The organism is Streptomyces sp. NPDC002467 (genome assembly GCF_042889825.1).
In the GTDB taxonomy this organism is placed as follows: domain Bacteria; phylum Actinomycetota; class Actinomycetes; order Streptomycetales; family Streptomycetaceae; genus Streptomyces.
The window spans coordinates 428,383-445,405 of the sequence record NZ_JBIARJ010000002.1 but is presented as its reverse complement, the minus strand read 5'-3'; the positions used below and the strand labels follow the sequence as shown (position 1 = coordinate 445,405).

Here is a 17,023-nt window from a genome sequence, read left to right as displayed (position 1 = left end):
GCCGCGTCAGTCGTCGCCGGCGGGCAGCAGCCGTACGGACACGCAGACGGCCACGGCGAGCAGCGCGGCGGCCACGGCCAGGGCGGGGCGGGCGCCCCACACCGTCCAGGCGGCACCGAAGCCGAGGGAGGCGGCGAACCGGGCGAGGGCCTGGCCGGTCTGGACGAGGGCCAGCCCACCGCCGCGGTGCTCCTCGGGGACGGCTCCGGCGGCCGCCGCCATCAGGACGCCGTCGGTCGCCGCGTAGAAGCCGCCGTGCAGCAGGAGCACCGCGTACGGCAGCCACGCGCCCGCCCCGCCGGCCAACAGCAGTCCGTAGGCGAGCAGCAGGGCGAGGTGGCCGCCGACGAAGACGCGGCCGCGGCCGATCCGGTCGGCGAGCCTGCCCAGGGGCAGCGCGAGGAGGAAGAACGCGGCGGCGGTGCCGAGCGGCAGCAGCGCGAACCAGCGGTCGGCGATGCCCGTGGCCCGTTGCAGCAGCAGGAAGACGAAGGCGTCGCTGACGGTGCACAGGCCCAGGACCAGCGCGCAGAGACCGATCCGGCGCAGGTCGCGCCGGCCCAGCAGCCCGACGGCGGCGCGCAGCGAGACGGGCTCGGCGTCGGCTGCCGGTACGGTCCGCCGGCCGGGGACGAACAGGACCAGGACGAGGACGCCGAGGGCGGCCACGCAGGCGCTGACGGTGAAGACGGCGTCGTAGCCGTCGGCCGCGCCACGCAGGATGAGGAAGGCGAGGATCGGGCCGATGAGCGCGCCGGCGGTGTCCATGGCCCGGTGCACGCCGAAGGCCCGGCCGCGGTCCTCGGGGGCGGCCGCGAGGGAGATCAGGGCGTCGCGCGGGGCGGTGCGCAGGCCCTTGCCGGTGCGGTCGAGGGCGAGGACGGCGCCGATCGCGGGCAGGGTGTGCGCGAGCAGGAGCAGCGGCTTGCAGAGCGCGGAGAGGCCGTAGCCGATGCCGGCGAGGGCCTTGTGGCGGCCGAGGCGGTCGCCGAGGTGGCCGCCGGTGAGCCGGACCAGGGCGCCGACCCCGTTGTAGAGGCCGTCGAGCAGTCCGAAGCCGAGCGGGGAGAGCCCGAGGCCGGCGACGAGGTAGAGCGGGAGCACGGCCGTGACCATCTCGGAGGAGACGTCGGTGATCAGGCTGACCGTGCCGAGGGCGAGGACCGTGGGGGCGAGGGCGGCGCGCCGCCCCGGGTGGGTGCCCGGGGCGGCGGCCTGCGGCTCGGGGGTCACGGCGGGCGCGGGGGTCCCGCGGCTGTCCGCAACGTACATGGTCAGGAAACCCAGATCCCCGTGATGTCCTTGGCGGTGGCGGCGTTCCCGGCGTGGGTGGTCAGGCCGGCCAGGCCCTCCAGGGTGCGCAGCATGTCGTAGTGGTTGTAGGTGGTGCTCGACGTGCTGCCGGGGGTGACGGGCTGGCCGTAGAGCACGGTGGGGATCTTGTTCCCCGCGAGCCGGTTGTCCTCGTCGAAGGTGACGACGAGCAGGCTGTTGTGCGTCTTGGCCCAGTCCGCGTAGGGCTTGATCTTGTTCTTGAGCCAGGTGTCGCCGGTGCCGACGGAGCAGTCGTGCATGTCGTTGCACAGGTCCGGGACGACGAAGGACACCTTGGGCAGGGTGGTGAAGTCCGTCGGGAACTGGGTCATCGTCTTCGCGGTGCCGGTGGGCACGTTGGAGAAGGCGAACCAGGGGTTGTGCTTGCGGGCGTACTTGCCGCTGCTGCACGTGGTGGAGCCGGCGCTGGGCAGGCCCTCGTTGTAGCTGCCCCAGCTCTTGCCCGCGGCGATCAGCTCGGAGGCCAGGTTCGGCGCGGAGCTGAAGCCGGGCGTGTAGCAGCTGTCGCCGGTGACGCCCTGGTTGGAGCCCGAGAAGAGCTGGAGGTAGTTGGGCTGGCTCGGGTGGGTGATGCCGTACGACTGCGTCAGGTTGGCGCCGCCGCTCTTGAGCGAGTTGATGTACGGAGCGCTGGAGCTGCCGATGACCTGGTCGTAGGCGTGGTTCTCGAAGACCACGACCACGACGTGGTCGGGCGCGGGCAGGCCCGCGGCGTGGGCGGGCTGGACGGCGCCGATGCCCGCCCACAGGGCCACGCCCGCGACGCTGAGGCCGAATGCGGTGGCGAGGGCGGTCTTACGACGAGAGCCTGGCAGGGACATGCCAAACACGGGGTACCTCCGGGCGGAATGAGGGTTCGGACGGCGGCGCGGAGGCACCATACCCAGGGGCATGTGCACTGGCCAGGGATACTTGGCGAACGGAACCCGAACTCCACCGGCCCTTCAGGCGCCGGGTAAGGGCCTCCCCCAGAAAACCCCAAGAGAAGTAAAAATGCGGAACCCGGACAAGTATTCGTTCATCTTCCGAACGGACGGGACCAGCCGCCAGACCACACCGCCCCCTCGGGGCAGCATCAGCCGGAGAGCCACCGCACATGTCGTACTCACCTGACGGGCAGCAGTTCCAGCCGTACAGGCCGCAGGGGCAGGGTCCCCAGCCGCCCTACGGGGACCAGTACGGCGGGCCCTACGCGGGGCAGCAGGCCCCCGGCCGGCCGCCGCAGGGGCCGTACGGCGGGCAGCAGCAGGGTCCGTACGGGCAGCAGCAGCCGTACGGTCAACAGCCGCAGTACGACGAGCAGTACGGGGACCAGTACGGCTACGACCCGGAGCCTCCGCCGCGCAAGTCGCGCGTGCGTCGCTGGGTGATCGCGGGTGCCTCCGTGCTGGCGCTCGCCGGCATCGCGGCGCTCGTGATGAACCACTTCGAAATACCGCCGTTCACCGACAAGGGCTCCGACGTGTCCTTCGGGCAGCCCGCGGGCGGTGACGGCAAGAAGAAGGACGCCGGGCAGCCGGCGCCGAACTCCAAGATGCTGATGCCCACCGGCCCGGCCGCCGAGTTCAAGAACTCGATGACCCTGGCCGACGGCACGCACGTGGCCGTCACCACCCTGGACGGCAAGAAGTCCGGCTTCAAGGGCAAGGTCTGGGTCTGGGCGCCCAAGGAGTACAACGACCCGAAGTTCGCCAAGAGCGGCTTCCCGGTCATGATCGCCCTGCCCGGCGGCGCCGGATACCCGAACAACTACTGGATGGGCACCGACCTCGGGCTGCAGACCAGCATCAGCAAGTGGTACGCGGAGGGGAAGAGCAAGCCGTTCATCCTCGCCATGCCGGTACTGAACCCGGGCCCGGACGACAAGGGCATCTACTGGGACGGCTCCGACATCCCCGACCAGCCGAAGATGGGCACCTGGCTGACCGAGGACGTCCCGGACCTGATGAAGGCGAACTTCCGCACCGTCAAGTCCCGTGACGGCTGGGCCTACATGGGCTCCTCCACCGGCGGCTTCGCGAGCCTGAAGGCCGTGCTCAAGTACCCGGAGAAGTTCAAGGCCGCGATCTGCTCCGGCCCGGACATCGTCCCCGACTCCTCGCTGTGGAAGGGCCACGACAAGGAGAAGGCCGAGAACAACCCGGAGCTCCTGGCGAAGGCCATGATCGACAAGAAGACCGGGCCGGACGTCTACATCGCCTTCCAGGTCGGCGACAACGAGAACAACAAGCGGACCCTGCCGGACGTGCAGAAGTTCATCACCACCTACGGCAACAAGGGGCCGATCCACACCGAGCTGAGGGTCATCCCCGGCGGCCAGCACAACGCCAAGACCTACGTCCCGAACATGGGCCTGGGCCCCATCCAGTTCATCAGCAAGGTCATGGAAGGACCCGTCGAGTAGCCCGCGGCTCCTCCACGAGTTCCACCTTCGTCTCCGGCCCGCCGAACGTCCTCGGCGGGCCGTTGCCGTCCCAGGGCGCCCAGCCCGGGTCCCCGGTCACCGCGAAGCGCACCCACGCGGAGTGCATCTCGTCGGCGAGCGCCTGCGGGGTGTCCGGGCCGGCGAGCCACGAGGCCTCCGGCACGCCGAGGGAGTCGAACACGAAGCCCAGCTCCAGGGCGTGGCAGGCACCCAGACCCGGTACGCCGGACGGCCAGGCGAATTCGTACAGGTGACTGGGCGCGGCCCGCCCGGCCCCGGCGAGCCTGCGCAGCGGGTCGCGCAGCAGGCTGTCCGTGAGCAACTGACCCGCGAGCTCGGCGGGACTCGCCCCGGGCAGGGCGGCGCGCAGCGCCCGTACGTCGGCGCGGTCCTTGCCGCTGCGGAAGCGGGCCAGCCACAGGGCGAGCGGGCCGAGCCGGTCCAGGAGCCGCATCGCGCCGGTGGGAGCGAGCCAGAGCCGGTACTCCTCGGTGGTCCAGCCCAGCAGCAGCGGCACCTCGCTGCGGGCGGCGGCTTCGAGGGGGTCCTCGGGGAGCGTGTTCGGGTCGGTCACCAGCCCGAAGGCGGGGCCGCCGACGAGGGGGCTCGACTTGTGGAGCACGGCCGCCTGGGCGGCGAGGAGGTCGGGCAGCGGGACGTCGGCGAAGGCCTTCGCGGTGGCCTTCACCTTGAGCAGGGAGGCCATCCTCCGCACCATGGCGCGGACCTTGTCGCGCGGCAGCGTCCCGGGGGCTCCGCTCTGCAGGACCGCCTGGGAGAAGAGCCCTGCGGCGCGCGGGGCGGCGAGGAGGGCCCCGATGCTGATGGCCCCGGCGGACTCGCCGAAGACCGTGACGCGGGCGGGGTCGCCGCCGAAGGCCGCGATGTTGTCGCGCACCCATTCCAGGGCGGCGATCTGGTCGAGCAGGCCGCGGTTGGCGGGGGCGTCGGGGAAGAGCCCGTAGCCCAGGACCCCGAGGCGGAAGTTGCAGGAGACGAGCACGACCCCGTCCCGCGCGAAGGCGGCGCCGTCGTAGACGGGCACGGCCGAGGAGCCCCGGGTGTGCGCGCCGCCGTGCAGCCACACCATGACGGGGAGCCGGGCCGCCGGCGCCGGGTCGGGGGTCCACACGTTGACGGTCAGGCAGTCGTCCCCGGGGATCTGCGGATCGGGCAGCAGGGCCGCGAAGGTGTGCTCGTAGGGCACCTTGGGCGCGGTGGGACCGAAGGCGTCGCAGTCCCGTACGCCTTCCCAGGCGGCCGGGGGCGCGGGAGCCGCGAAGCGCAGGGCGCCGACGGGCGGGGCGGCGTAGGGGACGCCCAGGAAGACGGCGCTCCCGTGGGCGTCCCTCCGGCCCTCGACCAGGCCGTGGCCGGTCCGGACCCGGGGCCTCGCCTGGCCGTCGTCACCGGGTGCGCTCATCTGGTCCTCCTGCTGTCGCAAGTGCTCCGCGCACGGTCGCACAGCCCTCCGACGGGTGACAAGGCGTGACCGCGTCGGGGCCCGGCCCGGTTGGACGCGGTATGCGATCCCTGCGTATCCACCACATTCTGCCCGTCCTGCTGCTGGCCGCCACCGGGCCGGCCGTCGTCGGCGGCCCGGCCGCGGCCGCGGCGGAGCCGGACTTCCAGTACGTCGGCCAGGACGACCGGCCCCACGGGCTCACCGCGCCGAAGGGCTGCCTCGCGGCGGAGGGCGGCGGCGGCCGCGCGGTCTCCAACAGGACCGCGGCCACGGCGACCTTCTACCGGGACCCCGGCTGCAAGGGGCGGGTGGTCGAGGTGCTGGGGCCGGGCGCCGTCACCCAGGTGCGGCCGTACTTCGCATCCGTGGCATTCGCCGTCACCGGGTAGGCGCAGGGGCCGTGACCCCTCGGCCCTCTCGGCGTTGTATGCCATGTCAAACGCCGCAGATTCTGTGGCTTCCCATATCTCACGAGGAGATCTTTGATGTCGCGTATCGCGAAGGCATTCGCCATCACCGCCGTGGCCGGTAGCGCCGTCACCGCCGGTGCGGGTCTGGCTGTCGCCGATGCCGGAGCGCACGGTGCGGCGGTCGGCTCCCCCGGTGTCCTGTCGGGCAACGTGCTCCAGGTTCCCGTCCACGTCCCCGTCAACGTCTGCGGCAACACGGTCAACGTGATCGCGCTGCTCAACCCGGCGTTCGGCAACACCTGCGTCAACGCCTCGGGCGGCGGCGACCACCACACCGAGGGTGGGGACTACGGCCACTGATCGCCTGATCTCCTGATCGGTTGATCACCGAGAGGGCCCCCGCCGAGCGGCGGGGGCCCTTTCCACGTCCCGTCCGGGACGGATCATCCATACGGGTCGTTCGTACGGGTCATTCGTAGCGGTAGACGCCCCGGTGGCCGAACGCCTCGCGCGGGGTGACGTTCCAGGGCGGCATCGGCTCGTCGAGGGCGATGACGCGGCCCCGCTGGAAGTCCTCGTAGGGAAGCGGCGCGGCCGGCAGGTAGCCGGAGTCGGGGTGCTTCTCCTGCCAGCGGTCCCAGATCAGGTCCACGAAGGAGTGGTGCAGCCAGAACGCCGGGTCGTTGGGGGCGGTGCCGCCGGTCATGTGGCCGCCGATCCACTGGTGGACCTTGTTGTGGTTGCGCCAGCGCTCGCTCTTGGGCGCGGCCCACCCCTCCAGCCTGTTGCGGAAGCTGCCGCCGGCGGCCGTGGAGTCCCAGGGCGACGAGTCGTACGTCGGGTCGTCGATCGCCCACTGGAGTTCGGCGGGGGTGGGCAGCGTGATCGGGTTCTGCGGGCGGCCGAGGTTGCGGGTGAGGAAGGCGGACTCCGTGAGGCCGACGGTCACCGTCCAGTTGCCCTTGTCGTAGGCGAACGGTCCGGTCATCACCTTGCGGTCGCTCTCCCTGCCGGTGCCGCCGAGGAAGTCGTCGGCCCAGAGCGAGGAGACCGGGCTGGTGTCGGTGGTCCAGTCCCAGTAGGGGATCGAGACGCCGGGGTCCACGCGCTGCAACTCCTTCTCGAACCGCAGCAGATAGAGCCGGTGCCACGGGAAGAAGGACGGCGACATGTGCCCGACGCGGAGCTTGCGGTCGCGGTCGGGCACGAAGTACTTGTCGTGGGTGCGCACGAAGGAGTCGTAGGTGCCGTCGCGCTTCAGCTCCAACACCGCCGCCGTGAATCGCTTCTTCTGGGCGCTGGTCAGGTTCTTCTGGTTCTGCCGGGTGTACAACGCGGGGCTCCTCCCCTTTCCCGTGGGTGTCAGCCGTGGTGCGGCGCCGCGAACGCCAGTTGGGCCGTGCCCAGTTCGTCGACGGCCGCGCGGGCCACTTCCAGGGGCGTCTCGTAGGACTGGAAGTGGTTGATGCCGCTGAGGTAACTGCCGTCGGCGCGCCGCATGACGTGCAGCGGACGGCCGTCGATGCGCACCCCGGCGAGGTCGACGGCGATGTGTCGGCCCCGGTACGTCTCCTCGGTGAGGGGGGCCGGGGTCAGCGTCTGCCGGGGGCGGCGGGCGCGCAGTACGGGGGCCAGGGCGGCGGCCGTTCCGGCGAGCACCGTCGCGGTGAACGCCGTACGGAGGACCGCGCGGCGGGTCAGTGGTGCGGCGGCGCTTGCTGCGGACAACATACGGTCTCCCTCGCTCGGTGGCCGGCGGCTACGGGTCTAACGCCGCGCGGCGGGCGAGGTCACCCTTGGGGGTGCTTGTAGAAGAGGGTGGTGGGGTGCAGGCGGCCCGCCGGGTCGGTGGCGTAGTCGGGGATGGTGCCGACCTCGGTCCAGCCGGCCCGGAGGTAGACCTTCTCGGCGCCGCTGCCGGTCTCGGTGTCGAGGAACATCAGCACCACGCCGGCGCGGGCGGCGGCCGACTCGGCCTCGGCGAGCAGGGCGAGGGCGGTGCCCCGGCCGCGGGCGGCCGGATGGACCATCAGTTTGCGCAGCTCGGCACGGTGACGGCCGTTGGGCTTGGACTCCCGGTACCAGCTGACGGTGCCGTCGATGCGGCCGTCGCCCCCGCCGCGGGAGACCCACAGCGCCAGGGAACCCTCCTCGACGGCGGGCAGCAGGGAGTCCCACCAGGCGGCGGCGCCCTCGTGGTCGAGGCCGGCGAGGAACCCGAGCGAGGAGCCGCCGTCGACGACCGCGAGGAGGAGGGCGGCGAGTTCGTCGCGGTGCGCGCGCAGGCCGGTGGCGTCGAGGGGGCTGATGGTGGTGATCATGTGGCCAGCGTACGGATCGGGAGGGTGCGGGCCGGGGCCGGGGAGGCCGGTGCGAACGCTCGTGCGCGCGGACGACAAGTACGGGGTGAGGCCGCTGCTCGTGGGGCCAGGGAGGGGAACGCGCATGGACGTGGACGACGAGGAACTGTTGGCCCGGTCGGCCCGGGACACGGAGTGCTTCGAGGCGCTGGTCGTGCGGCTGTCGGCGGGCCTGCACGGCTATCTGGTGCGCCGCGCGCCGGAGGCGGCGGACGACCTGTTGGCCGAGGTGTGGCTCCAGGCCTTCGCGGGGCGCGCCGGTTTCGACGCCGGCCGGGGCACGGCCAGGGCGTGGCTGTTCGGCGTGGCCAGGAACGTGCTGGCCGGGCACTGGCGGCGGCTCGCCCAGGAGCGTCCCGACGCGCACCGGCGCGAGTCGGACCACAGCGACCCCTGGCACGCCGTCGACCAGCGGCTGGACGCGGCGGCCCTGGCCCCGCAGCTGCGCGACACCCTGGCCGGGCTGCCGGCCGTGGAGCGCGATCTGCTGCTGCTCGTCGCCTGGGAGCAGCTGACCCCCACCGAGGCGGCCGACGTCGTCGGGATACCGGCCGGCACGGCCCGCTCCCGGCTCCACCGCGCCCGCGGCCGGCTGCGGGACGCCCTCGGCACCCCCAACCCCCTTCACCTGTCCGGAGAGATGGCATGACGGAACGTACGACGGACTTCCTGGACTTCCCCGAGGCCGACCGGCTGCGCGCCGCGGGTGAGGCGGCCGCGCCCGCCCCGGCGGTCGTGGAGGCCGCGCTGCTGGCCGTTCGGGCGGCGGCCGCGGCCGAAGTCGGCGCCCCCGTGGGCGTCGCCGCCCCGCGCCGGATGCGGACCCGCAGGCTCCTGGTCTCGGCCGCGACGATCGCGGCCATCGCGGCGGGCGTGAGCGTCTACCCGGTCGCCGGCCTGAAGGGATCCCCGCCCGCGGCCACGGCCGGCGCGGCCGACTTCCTGCGCCGGGTCGCCGCGACGGAGGCCAAGGGCACGGCCACGAACGCGCCGTACTGGAAGGTCCACACGGTGCAGTCCCATTGGGGTAATCCTCGCAACCCGGAGATCGAGCGTTTCGAGACACCGATGGTCCGCGACGGGAGCCTCTGGCTGTCGGCCGATTCCGTGTTCCACCAGGAGGGCGCCGACGGGGAGATCGTCAAGACCATCGGGGTCAGGTTCCAGTGGAGCCCTGCCCTTCCCGACGGCAGCGCCGAGGTCCTCCGCTGGGAGGATGTGAAGGCCCTGCCCTCGGACGCCGCGGCACTCAAGGCGGCCCTGGGAAGGTTCCACCCCGCAAGCCCGGGGTCGGACCCCGAGGCCGATCGCTTCCTGGACTACTTGGGCAACCTGCAGAGCCTGCTCCTGTTCGCGCCCCTCGAGCCACGGCAGCGGGCGGCCGTGTACGAGGTTCTCGCGGACATGCCGGGGCTCCGGCTGGTGGGGCCCGTGAAGGACAGCACCGGTCGGTCCGGGACCGCCGTCGAGGCGGACACCCACAACATGCGCATCCGCCTGGTCATCGACCCCGAGGAGGGCGGACTGCTGGAGTCGACCAGCCACTACCGCGGCGGGGAACACGACGGAATGATCGCTCACCGCACCACGGTCCTGTCGGCCGGCCCCCAGCAGAGCATCCCCCCGTACCGGGAGATCCCGATGAAGAGCGAGCGGACCGCCCCGGACTCCTAAGGCCTGTCTTTTGGATCAGGCCGGATCAGGGAGCTCCGCGAAGTCTGCCACCAACCCGCGGTGGTGGCCGACCGTGCCGAGCGCCAGGGAGTCGGCCTTGGCGCGCTTGAGGTAGAGGTGGGCGGGGTGTTCCCAGGTCATGCCGATGCCTCCGTGGAGCTGGACGCACTCCTCGGCCGCGCGGACGGCCACGCCCGAGCAGTACGACTGGGCGACGGCCACCGCGAGCGGGGCGTCGGGGGCCCCGGTGGCCAGGGCGTCGGCCGCGGCCCTGGCCGCCGCGCGGGCCGAGGCCACGTCGAGCCAGAGCCGGGCCAGACGGTGCTTGACGGCCTGGAAGGAGCCGACGGGGCGGTTGAACTGGTGCCGGGTGCGCAGGTACCCGACGGTTTCCGTCAGGCACCACTCGGCGATCCCGAGCTGCTCCGAGGCCAGCAGTCCGGCCCCGGAGAGCAGGGCCCCGGCGACCGCGGCCCGTGCGGTGGCGGGATCGGCGAGCAGGGTGCCGGCGGCCCCGTCGAGGGTGACGGTGGCGAGCGGGCGGGTCAGGTCCAGCGGGACCTGATCCGTCAGCTCGGCGGAGGCGGCGGGGACGGCGTACAGCCCGGTGTCCGCGAGGACCAGCAGCACGTCGGCGGCGACCGCGTCGGCGACGGAGGTGACGGCGCCGCTCAGGGTTCCCCCGCCGGAATCCCGGACGGCGGCCGGCAGCGGCGCGCCGGGGGCGAGCGTGAGGGGTACGGCCGGCACGCAGACCCGACTGCCCGAGGCCGGCTCCCGCAGCAGGTCGGCGGCTTCCGGGGTGTCGCAGCCCAGCAGGATCTCGGTGGCGAGCACCGCGCTCGTCAGGTACGGGACGGGAGCCACCGCGCGGCCCAGCTCCTCCAGGACCACGGCCGCTTCGCGGTGGCAGGCGCCCTGGCCGCCGAGCTTCTCGGGCACGAGGAGACCCGCGGCTCCGATCCCGGCGGCGAGGGCCTCCCACAGGGCCGGGTCGTGCGGCCTGCCGGTCTCGGCGCGGGCGAGGACCGTCGTACTGTCGCAGCGGTCGGCCAGCAGGGACCGCACGGCGGAGCGCAGTTCCTCCTCCGTCTCGGAGTAGAGCAGGTCGCGGGTCATCGGGCCAGGTCCTTCCACGGGAGGTCCTTGTCGTCGCGCGGCTCGGGGGGCAGCCCGAGGACGCGTTCGGCGACGATGTTGAGGAGGATTTCGCTGGTGCCGCCCTCGATGCTGTTGCCCTTGGCGCGCAGATAGCGGTAGCCGGCCTCGCGGCCGGTGAAGTCGACGCCTTCGGGCCGCCGCATGGTCCAGTCGTCGTACGACAGGCCCTCTTCGGCGAGGAGTTCGACCTCCAGGCCGCTGATCTCCTGGTTGAGGCGGGCGAAGGTGAGCTTCATGCCCGAACCTTCGGGGCCGGGCTGCCCCGCGGCGAGCTGCTGGCGCAGCCGCTCGCCGGTGAGGCGGGCGACCTCGGCCTCCACCCACAGTTCCAGGAGCCGCTGGTGGAGGGCGTGGGTGCGCAGTTCGGGGCGCTCTCGCCAGGTGGCGGCGACGGGGCCGATCATGCCGCCCTCGCGCGGGATGCGCATGCCGCCGATGGAGACGCGTTCGTTCATCAGAGTGGTGCGGGCGACGGCCCAGCCCTCGCCGACGGCGCCGAGGCGGTGCGCGTCGGGGATGCGGACGCCGGTCAGGAAGACCTCGTTGAACTCGGCCTCGCCGGTGATCTGGCGCAGCGGCCGGACCTCGACTCCGGGGGCGTGCATGTCGCACAGGAAGTAGGTGATGCCCTGGTGCTTGGGGAGGGCGGGGTCGGTGCGGGCGATGAGGATGCCCCAGCGGGCCGTGTGGGCGCTGGAGGTCCACACCTTCTGGCCGTCGACCACCCACTCCCCCGAGGCTTCGTCGAGGACGGCGCGGGTGGCGAGCGCGGCCAGGTCGGAACCGGCTCCGGGCTCGCTGAAGAGCTGGCACCAGACCTCTTCGCCGGCCCACAGGGGCCGCAGGAAGCGGCGCTTCTGCTCCTCGGTTCCGTACGCGAGGATCGTCGGGGCGGCCATGCCTAGGCCGATGCCGATCCGGCGCGGGTCGTTGTCGGGGGCTCCCGCGGCTTCCAGTTCGGCGTCGACGGCGGCCTGGAGGGTGCGGGACGCGCCGAGTCCGCCGAGTCCCTCGGGGTAGTGGACCCAGGCGAGTCCGGCGTCGAAGCGTGCGTGCAGGAAGTCGGCGCGTGCGGTGGCGGCGGGCGGGTGGGCCGCGAGCAGGTCCCGTACGCGGGCGGACAGGTCCTCGGCGGTGACGGCGGGACGGGTCATCGGGCCGCTCCGTCCTGGGCCGTGTCCGCGGTGCGGGCCGGGGCCTGGGCCGGTACGACGACCAGCCGGCCGGTGGTGGTCCCGTCGGCGAGGCGCTGCACGGCGTCGGCGGCCGCGGTCAGCGGGAGTCGTTCGCTGACGAGGGGTTTGACGGCGCCTTCGGCGGCGAGGCGGGTGAGTTCGGTGTGGCAGGCCAGGATGGCCGCGGGCTCCTTGGCGGCGTAGAGCCCCCAGTGCAGGCCGAGGATCGTGTAGTTCTTGACCAGCGCGTGGTTGAGGGCGGGGGTGGGGATGGTGCCGCTCGCGAAGCCCACGACGACGATCCGGCCCTCGAAGGCCACGCACTTGGCGGAGGCGGTGTAGGCGTCGCCGCCGACCGGGTCGTAGACCACGTCGGCGCCCCGGCCGCCGGTGAACTCCTTCACCCGGCCCACCAAATCCTCGGCCGTGCGGTCGATGACCAGGTCGCAGCCGAGGTCCTCGGCGGTGCGGGCCTTGGCCTTGCCGCCGACGACTCCGATGACGGTGGCCCCGGCGGCCTTGCCGAGCTGGACGGCGGCGCTGCCGACGCCGCCGGCGGCGGCGTGCACGAGCAGGGTCTCGCCGCTCCGGAGCCGGGCGCGGCGGTGCAGGCCGAACCAGCCGGTCTGGTAGCCGATGTGCAGGGCGGCGGCCTCGGCGTCGTCGAGGCTCTCCGGCGCGGGGAGCAGGGCGCGCGCGGGCGCGGTGACGTACTCGGCGAAACCGCCGTGCGGGAGGCTCGGGTTGGCGATGACGCGGCGGCCGTCCTCGGTCTCGCCGCAGACCTCGACGCCTGGGGTGAAGGGCAGCGGCGGGCGGATCTGGTACTGCCCTCGGGCGAGCAGGGCGTCGGGGAAGTTGACGTTGGCGGCGAGCACCCGGAGCCTCACCTCGCCCTCGCCGGGGACCGGCTCGGGAACCTCTTCGAGGCGCATGGCCTCGATCGGTTCGCCGGGGGTGTGTACGCGCCATGCCTGCATCCGGGGCCTCCAGCCGCCGTCGAGAATCACGCTCCGCGCCGCATACTAAGCGGTCGCTTGCCGTTCTGTGAACCCATCGACGCACCAGGGGGAAGGTAGCGCTCCGCGTTGACGGCGCCCCCCGCGCGCGGCGGTTCCGGCGGAGGGCTGTGTTCACGGATCACGGTCGGGCAGCATGGCCAGTGGATCAACAGGCAGATGCCATACGGCATATGACAGAGACCACGCACCATCAGGGGGATACCGACAGTGAACGCCATCAACAGGAAGAGCACCACGGCCGCCGCGGGGGTCGCCGCCGTCCTCGCGGGACTGATCACCGGCGCCGGACCGGCCACGGCGGCCGGGACGACCGCGTGCACCCCGTCCGTCCAGCTCCTGCCCGCCCTGCCGGGGCTGAGCGGGGGCACCGTGTCGGGCTTCGGCACCGGCGGGCTCGCGGTCGGCGAGAGCGGCGGTCTGCCCGCGTACTGGACGGGCGCCGAGCACACGGTCCACGCCGTCCCGCTGCCCGCCGGCTTCGACCGGGGCGGCGTCAAGGCCGTCAGCGCGACGGGCCTGATGGTGGGGACGGCCATCCGGGACGCCGACGGTGCCCGGGTCGCCTTCACCCACCAGCAGGGCGCCGCGGCCTCCGAAGCGCTCACGACGCCCGCCACGGGGAGCTCCGCGGACGTCGACGTCAACGCGTCGGGCCGGGTCGTCGCCGTGGACCGGGGCGTCGCCAAGGAGTGGGTGAACGGCAAGGTCGTGCGGGAACTGCCGGTTCCCGACGACGCGATCCCGGGCACCACCATCGTCGCGGTGACCGGCATCAACAAGCGGGGCGACATCGTCGGCACGGCCAGCGGCTCCTACTTCGACGCCGACAACGACATCGAGGTCACCAAGACCTTCCCGGTGGTCTGGCCCGCCGGGGGCGGCTACCCGCCGTACAGCCTCCAGGTGTGGAACGGCTACCACCGGTCCTTCGCCACCATCGGCCGGGACATCGACGACCGCGGCCGGGTCGTCGGCCTGGAGGACTACTACTACCGCAACGACCCGAGGCAGACCCCGGCGGTCTGGAAGAAGCCGTACGACGCCCTGCCCACCGACCCGGGCCGGCTCGCCGGCCACGGGCACCTGGAGCTCTCGGGCAGCAGCCCGACCACGAACGTGGCCGTCGGCACGGCCACCACCTTCGAGGAGAGTTGGCCCAGCTACTTCCAGGCCGTCTACTGGCCCGGCAAGGGTGCCCCGCTGGCGCTGCCCGCCCCGGCGGGCGCCCCGGGCGACGTGCCGCTCACCCGCGCCTTCGCCGCCACGGACGACGACCGGGTCGGGGGCAGCGTGATCGACCGGAACACCCGGGCGGGCGGTGCCGTGATCTGGAACTGCGCGAGCGGGCAGGCGTACGCGCCGCGGAGCTGATCCTGTCGGCGGCATGGTGATCTCGCCGCCCGCACGCTATCGATGGGCGCATGGAGAACCCCCCGCGCGGGCTGCCCGCGCCACCGCCGCTCGGTGCCGCCGCCCTGCCCCCCGGTACGTACGCGGGGCAGGTGGTCCTCGTGACCGGCGGCGGCACCGGGCTCGGGAAGGCCATCGCCGCCGAGTTCGCCCGGCTCGGCGCCGACCTGGTGATCGCGGGGCGGCGCGTCGAGCAACTGAAGAGCGCGCAGGACGAGCTGGCGGCCGTGCCCGGCGCGGGGCGGGTGACGGCCGCCGTCTGCGACATCCGGGACCCGGAGCGGGTCGCGGAGGTCTTCGACGCCGCCGAGGCGGCCTTCGGCCTGCCCGACGTGCTGGTCAACAACGCCGCCGCCAACTTCCCCTCCCCCGCCGAGGACTTGTCGCCGAACGCCTGGCGGGCGGTGGTCGACATCACCCTCACCGGCACCTGGTTCATGACCCGCGAGTTCGGCCGCCGCCACCTCGCCGCGGGCAGCCCCGGGTCCATCGTGAACATCGGCGCCTCGTACGCCTGGACGGGCGGCCCGGGGTTCGCCCACAGCGCCGCCGCCAAGGCCGGGGTGAAGAACCTGGTGGAGACCCTCGCCGTCGAGTGGGGCCCGTACGGCATCCAGATCAACGGGCTCGTCCCCGGGCTGTTCCCGCACGCCGACATGACCGCGGACATCCGCGGCGGACTGGAGCGGGCCGCTCCCGACGCCAAGGACGCCCGGCAGCCCGCGCTGCGGGTGGGCGCGCCGCGCGAACTGGGCTGGGCCGCCACCTTCCTGGCCTCGCCCTACGCCCGCTTCGTCACCGGTCACACGCTGGTGGTGGACGGGGCGAACTGGCAGCGCCGGGCCGTGGTCAACCCGGAGGTCGTCCCGCTGCGGGAGCAGTTGGGGCGGGGCCCGTTCACCGGATGAGGGTCAGCCCCCGGTGAAGTGCGGCGGGCGGCGGGCCGCCTTGGCCCCGTACCCCTCGCGGGCGTCCTCCGAGGTGAGGGTGAGGGCGGCGGTCATCGCCACCCGGTCCAGGGCGGCGGGCAGGGCCGCGTCGGCGTAGGCGTCGATGCCGCGTTTGACGCCCTGGACCGCGAGGGGCGCGTTCGCGGCGATCTCCGCCGCCAGCGCGCGGGCGGTGGGCTCCAACTCGTCCCCGGGGACGGTCAGCTGGACCAGGTTGAGGCGGTGGGCCGTCGCCGCGTCGATGCGGCGGCCGGTCAGGGCCAGGTACTTGGCCCATCCCGCGCCCGCCTCGCGGGCGATGCGCAGGTCTCCGCCCGCGTCCACGGCCACGCCCAGCCCGGCTTCGGGGAGCGCGAAGACGGCGTCCTCGGCCGCCACCCTGATGTCCGCCATCAGGGCCAGCTCGAAGCCGAAGCCCAGGCAGTAGCCCTGGACCGCGGCCACCACCGGTTGCGGCAGGCGGGCGAGGACGGCGAAGCGCTCGTGGACCCAGCGGATGCCCTCGTAGTAGTTGCGGGTGCGTTCGGCGGCCGAGGCACCGGCGATGGCGCCGCCGGGCGCGGTGACGTCGATCCCCGCGCAGAAGGCCCGGCCCTCGGCGCGCAGCAGCACCACCCGTACCGAGGGGTCGAAGCGGATCCGGTCCGCGAGCAGGCCGAGCTGACGGGTGGACTCCCAGCTCCAGCCGTTCAGCTTGTCTGGGCGGCACAGGGTGAGGACCGCGATCCCGTCCGCCGTTTCCAGCCGGATCCGCTCCTCACCCTCCGCGATCTCCGTGGAGACGGTGTCGATCACCTGCCCGCACCCCCCATCCCTGGCTGACGAACCGTCAGACTAGGGGTGGCGGGTCAGCGGTGGAAGACCTCGAACAGCACCGCCGGACGGCCGCCGAACCGGGCGCCCGCCTGTTCGGCCGCGCCACCGAGGAAACCGCGCACGTACTCCTCCGGATCCTGCTCGGTCAGCACCTCGATGTAGGCCTTGTGCTCCAGGAGGGACTTCACGGCCCGCTCCATCCCCGGACCGGCGTCGGCCGCGTGCGTCGGGGTGGTCGTACCGGTCACCGCGACCCACCGCACCCCGTTCCAGGGCTCCAGACCCTGCTCGGTGATCAGCTCGGGGAAGATCCACCGGTTGCCGGCGTCGGCCGCCGCGTCCAGGGTGGCCCGGCCCACGGCCTTGTGGTCGGGGGTGTTCCAGTAACCGCCGCCCTCGGCACCACCCCAGGTGTCGCGGTGGTTCATCGTGACGACCAGCTCGGGGCGGTGGCGGCGGATGGCCGCGGCGATGTCCCGGCGCAGGTCCAGGCCGTACTCGATCACGCCGTCGCGGTAGTCGAGGAACTCCACCTGCGACACGCCGACGGCGGCCGCGCTCGCGCGCTGCTCCGCCTCCCGCAGCGGGGCGCACTCGGCGGGCGCGACGGTGTCGATGCCCGCCTCGCCGCGCGTGGCGAGGACGTAGACGACCTCTCGGCCGCCGTCCGTCCAGTCCGCGATGGCGGCGGACGCGCCGTACTCCAGGTCGTCGGGGTGCGCCACCACGGCGAGAGCGCGTTGCCAGTCGGTGGGCATGGGAGGCAACTGGGACTGCTGAGCATGCTGTTCGGTCATACGTCGCACCATAGGCGAACCGC

General features: G+C 73.2%; 18 protein-coding genes. 7 read left to right on the top strand and 11 right to left on the bottom strand.

Features of this window, described 5'->3' with window-relative positions; genetic code table 11:
• Positions 1-6 precede the first annotated feature (6 nt).
• On the bottom strand, positions 7-1,272 hold the full coding sequence (locus ACFYYJ_RS05385) for an MFS transporter (protein WP_389128684.1): 1,266 nt from the start codon (positions 1,270-1,272) through the stop codon (positions 7-9).
• 2 nt (positions 1,273-1,274) lie between these two features.
• The gene (locus tag ACFYYJ_RS05380; protein WP_389128681.1) at positions 1,275-2,156 is read right to left on the bottom strand and encodes an alkaline phosphatase family protein; all 882 of its coding nucleotides are present in this window, start codon (positions 2,154-2,156) and stop codon (positions 1,275-1,277) included.
• A 275-nt stretch (positions 2,157-2,431) separates the two neighbouring features.
• Between ACFYYJ_RS05380 and ACFYYJ_RS05375 the strand changes: the two genes are divergently transcribed.
• Entirely contained in the window at positions 2,432-3,739 is a 1,308-nt protein-coding gene (locus ACFYYJ_RS05375; protein WP_385123702.1) for an alpha/beta hydrolase, read from the top strand.
• On the opposite strand, the gene ACFYYJ_RS05370 is transcribed toward ACFYYJ_RS05375, so the two are convergent.
• Entirely contained in the window at positions 3,717-5,183 is a 1,467-nt protein-coding gene (locus ACFYYJ_RS05370) for a carboxylesterase/lipase family protein (RefSeq protein ID WP_385123699.1), read from the bottom strand. The two genes, ACFYYJ_RS05375 and ACFYYJ_RS05370, sit on opposite strands and share 23 nt — an antisense overlap.
• A gap of 101 nt (positions 5,184-5,284) precedes the next feature.
• Between ACFYYJ_RS05370 and ACFYYJ_RS05365 the strand changes: the two genes are divergently transcribed.
• Positions 5,285-5,614: a hypothetical protein gene (locus ACFYYJ_RS05365; protein ID WP_389128676.1), complete on the top strand. Its 330-nt coding sequence runs from the start codon at positions 5,285-5,287 to the stop codon at positions 5,612-5,614.
• Positions 5,615-5,710: 96 nt separating this feature from the next.
• Entirely contained in the window at positions 5,711-5,995 is a 285-nt protein-coding gene (locus tag ACFYYJ_RS05360) for a chaplin (RefSeq protein WP_384579191.1), read from the top strand.
• 109 nt (positions 5,996-6,104) lie between these two features.
• Here ACFYYJ_RS05360 and ACFYYJ_RS05355 read toward each other — a convergent pair whose 3' ends face one another.
• From ACFYYJ_RS05355 to ACFYYJ_RS05345, 3 genes are read right to left on the bottom strand one after another with little or no spacing between them, the layout of a single operon-like run.
• A complete protein-coding gene (locus ACFYYJ_RS05355; RefSeq protein WP_385123694.1) occupies positions 6,105-6,968 on the bottom strand; it encodes a tyrosinase family protein in 864 nt (287 codons plus the stop codon).
• 29 nt (positions 6,969-6,997) lie between these two features.
• Positions 6,998-7,366, bottom strand: a complete 369-nt coding sequence (locus ACFYYJ_RS05350; protein ID WP_385123691.1) for a tyrosinase family oxidase copper chaperone — start codon at positions 7,364-7,366, stop codon at positions 6,998-7,000.
• Positions 7,367-7,425: 59 nt separating this feature from the next.
• Entirely contained in the window at positions 7,426-7,956 is a 531-nt protein-coding gene (locus ACFYYJ_RS05345) for a GNAT family N-acetyltransferase (protein WP_385366757.1), read from the bottom strand.
• A 124-nt stretch (positions 7,957-8,080) separates the two neighbouring features.
• Here ACFYYJ_RS05345 and ACFYYJ_RS05340 point away from each other — a divergent pair, with 124 nt between their 5' ends.
• Both ACFYYJ_RS05340 and ACFYYJ_RS05335 read left to right on the top strand, forming a co-directional pair.
• Positions 8,081-8,644 carry an RNA polymerase sigma factor gene (locus ACFYYJ_RS05340; RefSeq protein WP_385123689.1) on the top strand — a complete coding sequence of 188 codons (564 nt, stop codon included), beginning with the start codon at positions 8,081-8,083 and terminating at the stop codon, positions 8,642-8,644.
• Positions 8,641-9,669, top strand: a complete 1,029-nt coding sequence (locus tag ACFYYJ_RS05335) for a CU044_5270 family protein (RefSeq protein ID WP_385123686.1) — start codon at positions 8,641-8,643, stop codon at positions 9,667-9,669. The genes ACFYYJ_RS05340 and ACFYYJ_RS05335 overlap by 4 nt, the downstream gene beginning before the upstream one ends.
• A gap of 15 nt (positions 9,670-9,684) precedes the next feature.
• Here the strand turns inward: ACFYYJ_RS05335 and ACFYYJ_RS05330 are convergent, their stop codons facing one another.
• Genes ACFYYJ_RS05330 through ACFYYJ_RS05320 form a run of 3 tightly spaced genes read right to left on the bottom strand, consistent with a single transcriptional unit; the run spans position 9,685 to position 12,985 of the window.
• Positions 9,685-10,788, bottom strand: a complete 1,104-nt coding sequence (locus ACFYYJ_RS05330; protein WP_385123684.1) for an acyl-CoA dehydrogenase family protein — start codon at positions 10,786-10,788, stop codon at positions 9,685-9,687.
• Positions 10,785-11,984, bottom strand: a complete 1,200-nt coding sequence (locus tag ACFYYJ_RS05325) for an acyl-CoA dehydrogenase family protein (RefSeq protein ID WP_385123681.1) — start codon at positions 11,982-11,984, stop codon at positions 10,785-10,787. The genes ACFYYJ_RS05330 and ACFYYJ_RS05325 overlap by 4 nt, the downstream gene beginning before the upstream one ends.
• The gene (locus tag ACFYYJ_RS05320) at positions 11,981-12,985 is read right to left on the bottom strand and encodes an NADPH:quinone oxidoreductase family protein (RefSeq protein ID WP_389128667.1); all 1,005 of its coding nucleotides are present in this window, start codon (positions 12,983-12,985) and stop codon (positions 11,981-11,983) included. Before ACFYYJ_RS05320 ends, ACFYYJ_RS05325 begins: the two co-directional genes overlap by 4 nt.
• Positions 12,986-13,234: 249 nt before the next feature.
• On the opposite strand from ACFYYJ_RS05320, the gene ACFYYJ_RS05315 reads away from it, so the two are divergent.
• The gene (locus ACFYYJ_RS05315) at positions 13,235-14,398 is read left to right on the top strand and encodes a hypothetical protein (protein ID WP_389128665.1); all 1,164 of its coding nucleotides are present in this window, start codon (positions 13,235-13,237) and stop codon (positions 14,396-14,398) included.
• A 50-nt stretch (positions 14,399-14,448) separates the two neighbouring features.
• On the top strand, positions 14,449-15,345 hold the full coding sequence (locus tag ACFYYJ_RS05310; protein ID WP_389128662.1) for an SDR family oxidoreductase: 897 nt from the start codon (positions 14,449-14,451) through the stop codon (positions 15,343-15,345).
• Between the two features lie 3 nt (positions 15,346-15,348).
• On the opposite strand, the gene ACFYYJ_RS05305 is transcribed toward ACFYYJ_RS05310, so the two are convergent.
• Together ACFYYJ_RS05305 and ACFYYJ_RS05300 are read right to left on the bottom strand one after the other, a co-directional pair.
• Positions 15,349-16,182 carry an enoyl-CoA hydratase/isomerase family protein gene (locus ACFYYJ_RS05305; RefSeq protein WP_389128659.1) on the bottom strand — a complete coding sequence of 278 codons (834 nt, stop codon included), beginning with the start codon at positions 16,180-16,182 and terminating at the stop codon, positions 15,349-15,351.
• A 53-nt stretch (positions 16,183-16,235) separates the two neighbouring features.
• Positions 16,236-17,000 (bottom strand): PIG-L deacetylase family protein, encoded by a 765-nt coding sequence (locus ACFYYJ_RS05300; RefSeq protein WP_389128657.1) that lies wholly within the window; start codon positions 16,998-17,000, stop codon positions 16,236-16,238.
• Between the last annotated feature and the right edge of the window lie 23 nt (positions 17,001-17,023).

Coding starts and splice junctions, on each gene's coding strand:
- ACFYYJ_RS05380 (WP_389128681.1), bottom strand. CDS start 2,156: ATGTCCCTGCCAGGCTCTCGTCGTAAGACCGCCCTCGCCACCGCATTC.
- ACFYYJ_RS05310 (WP_389128662.1), top strand. CDS start 14,449: ATGGAGAACCCCCCGCGCGGGCTGCCCGCGCCACCGCCGCTCGGTGCC.
- ACFYYJ_RS05345 (WP_385366757.1), bottom strand. CDS start 7,956: ATGATCACCACCATCAGCCCCCTCGACGCCACCGGCCTGCGCGCGCAC.
- ACFYYJ_RS05365 (WP_389128676.1), top strand. CDS start 5,285: ATGCGATCCCTGCGTATCCACCACATTCTGCCCGTCCTGCTGCTGGCC.
- ACFYYJ_RS05300 (WP_389128657.1), bottom strand. CDS start 17,000: ATGACCGAACAGCATGCTCAGCAGTCCCAGTTGCCTCCCATGCCCACC.
- ACFYYJ_RS05350 (WP_385123691.1), bottom strand. CDS start 7,366: ATGTTGTCCGCAGCAAGCGCCGCCGCACCACTGACCCGCCGCGCGGTC.
- ACFYYJ_RS05385 (WP_389128684.1), bottom strand. CDS start 1,272: ATGTACGTTGCGGACAGCCGCGGGACCCCCGCGCCCGCCGTGACCCCC.
- ACFYYJ_RS05330 (WP_385123684.1), bottom strand. CDS start 10,788: ATGACCCGCGACCTGCTCTACTCCGAGACGGAGGAGGAACTGCGCTCC.
- ACFYYJ_RS05320 (WP_389128667.1), bottom strand. CDS start 12,985: ATGCAGGCATGGCGCGTACACACCCCCGGCGAACCGATCGAGGCCATG.
- ACFYYJ_RS05360 (WP_384579191.1), top strand. CDS start 5,711: ATGTCGCGTATCGCGAAGGCATTCGCCATCACCGCCGTGGCCGGTAGC.
- ACFYYJ_RS05375 (WP_385123702.1), top strand. CDS start 2,432: ATGTCGTACTCACCTGACGGGCAGCAGTTCCAGCCGTACAGGCCGCAG.
- ACFYYJ_RS05325 (WP_385123681.1), bottom strand. CDS start 11,984: ATGACCCGTCCCGCCGTCACCGCCGAGGACCTGTCCGCCCGCGTACGG.
- ACFYYJ_RS05335 (WP_385123686.1), top strand. CDS start 8,641: ATGACGGAACGTACGACGGACTTCCTGGACTTCCCCGAGGCCGACCGG.
- ACFYYJ_RS05370 (WP_385123699.1), bottom strand. CDS start 5,183: ATGAGCGCACCCGGTGACGACGGCCAGGCGAGGCCCCGGGTCCGGACC.
- ACFYYJ_RS05340 (WP_385123689.1), top strand. CDS start 8,081: ATGGACGTGGACGACGAGGAACTGTTGGCCCGGTCGGCCCGGGACACG.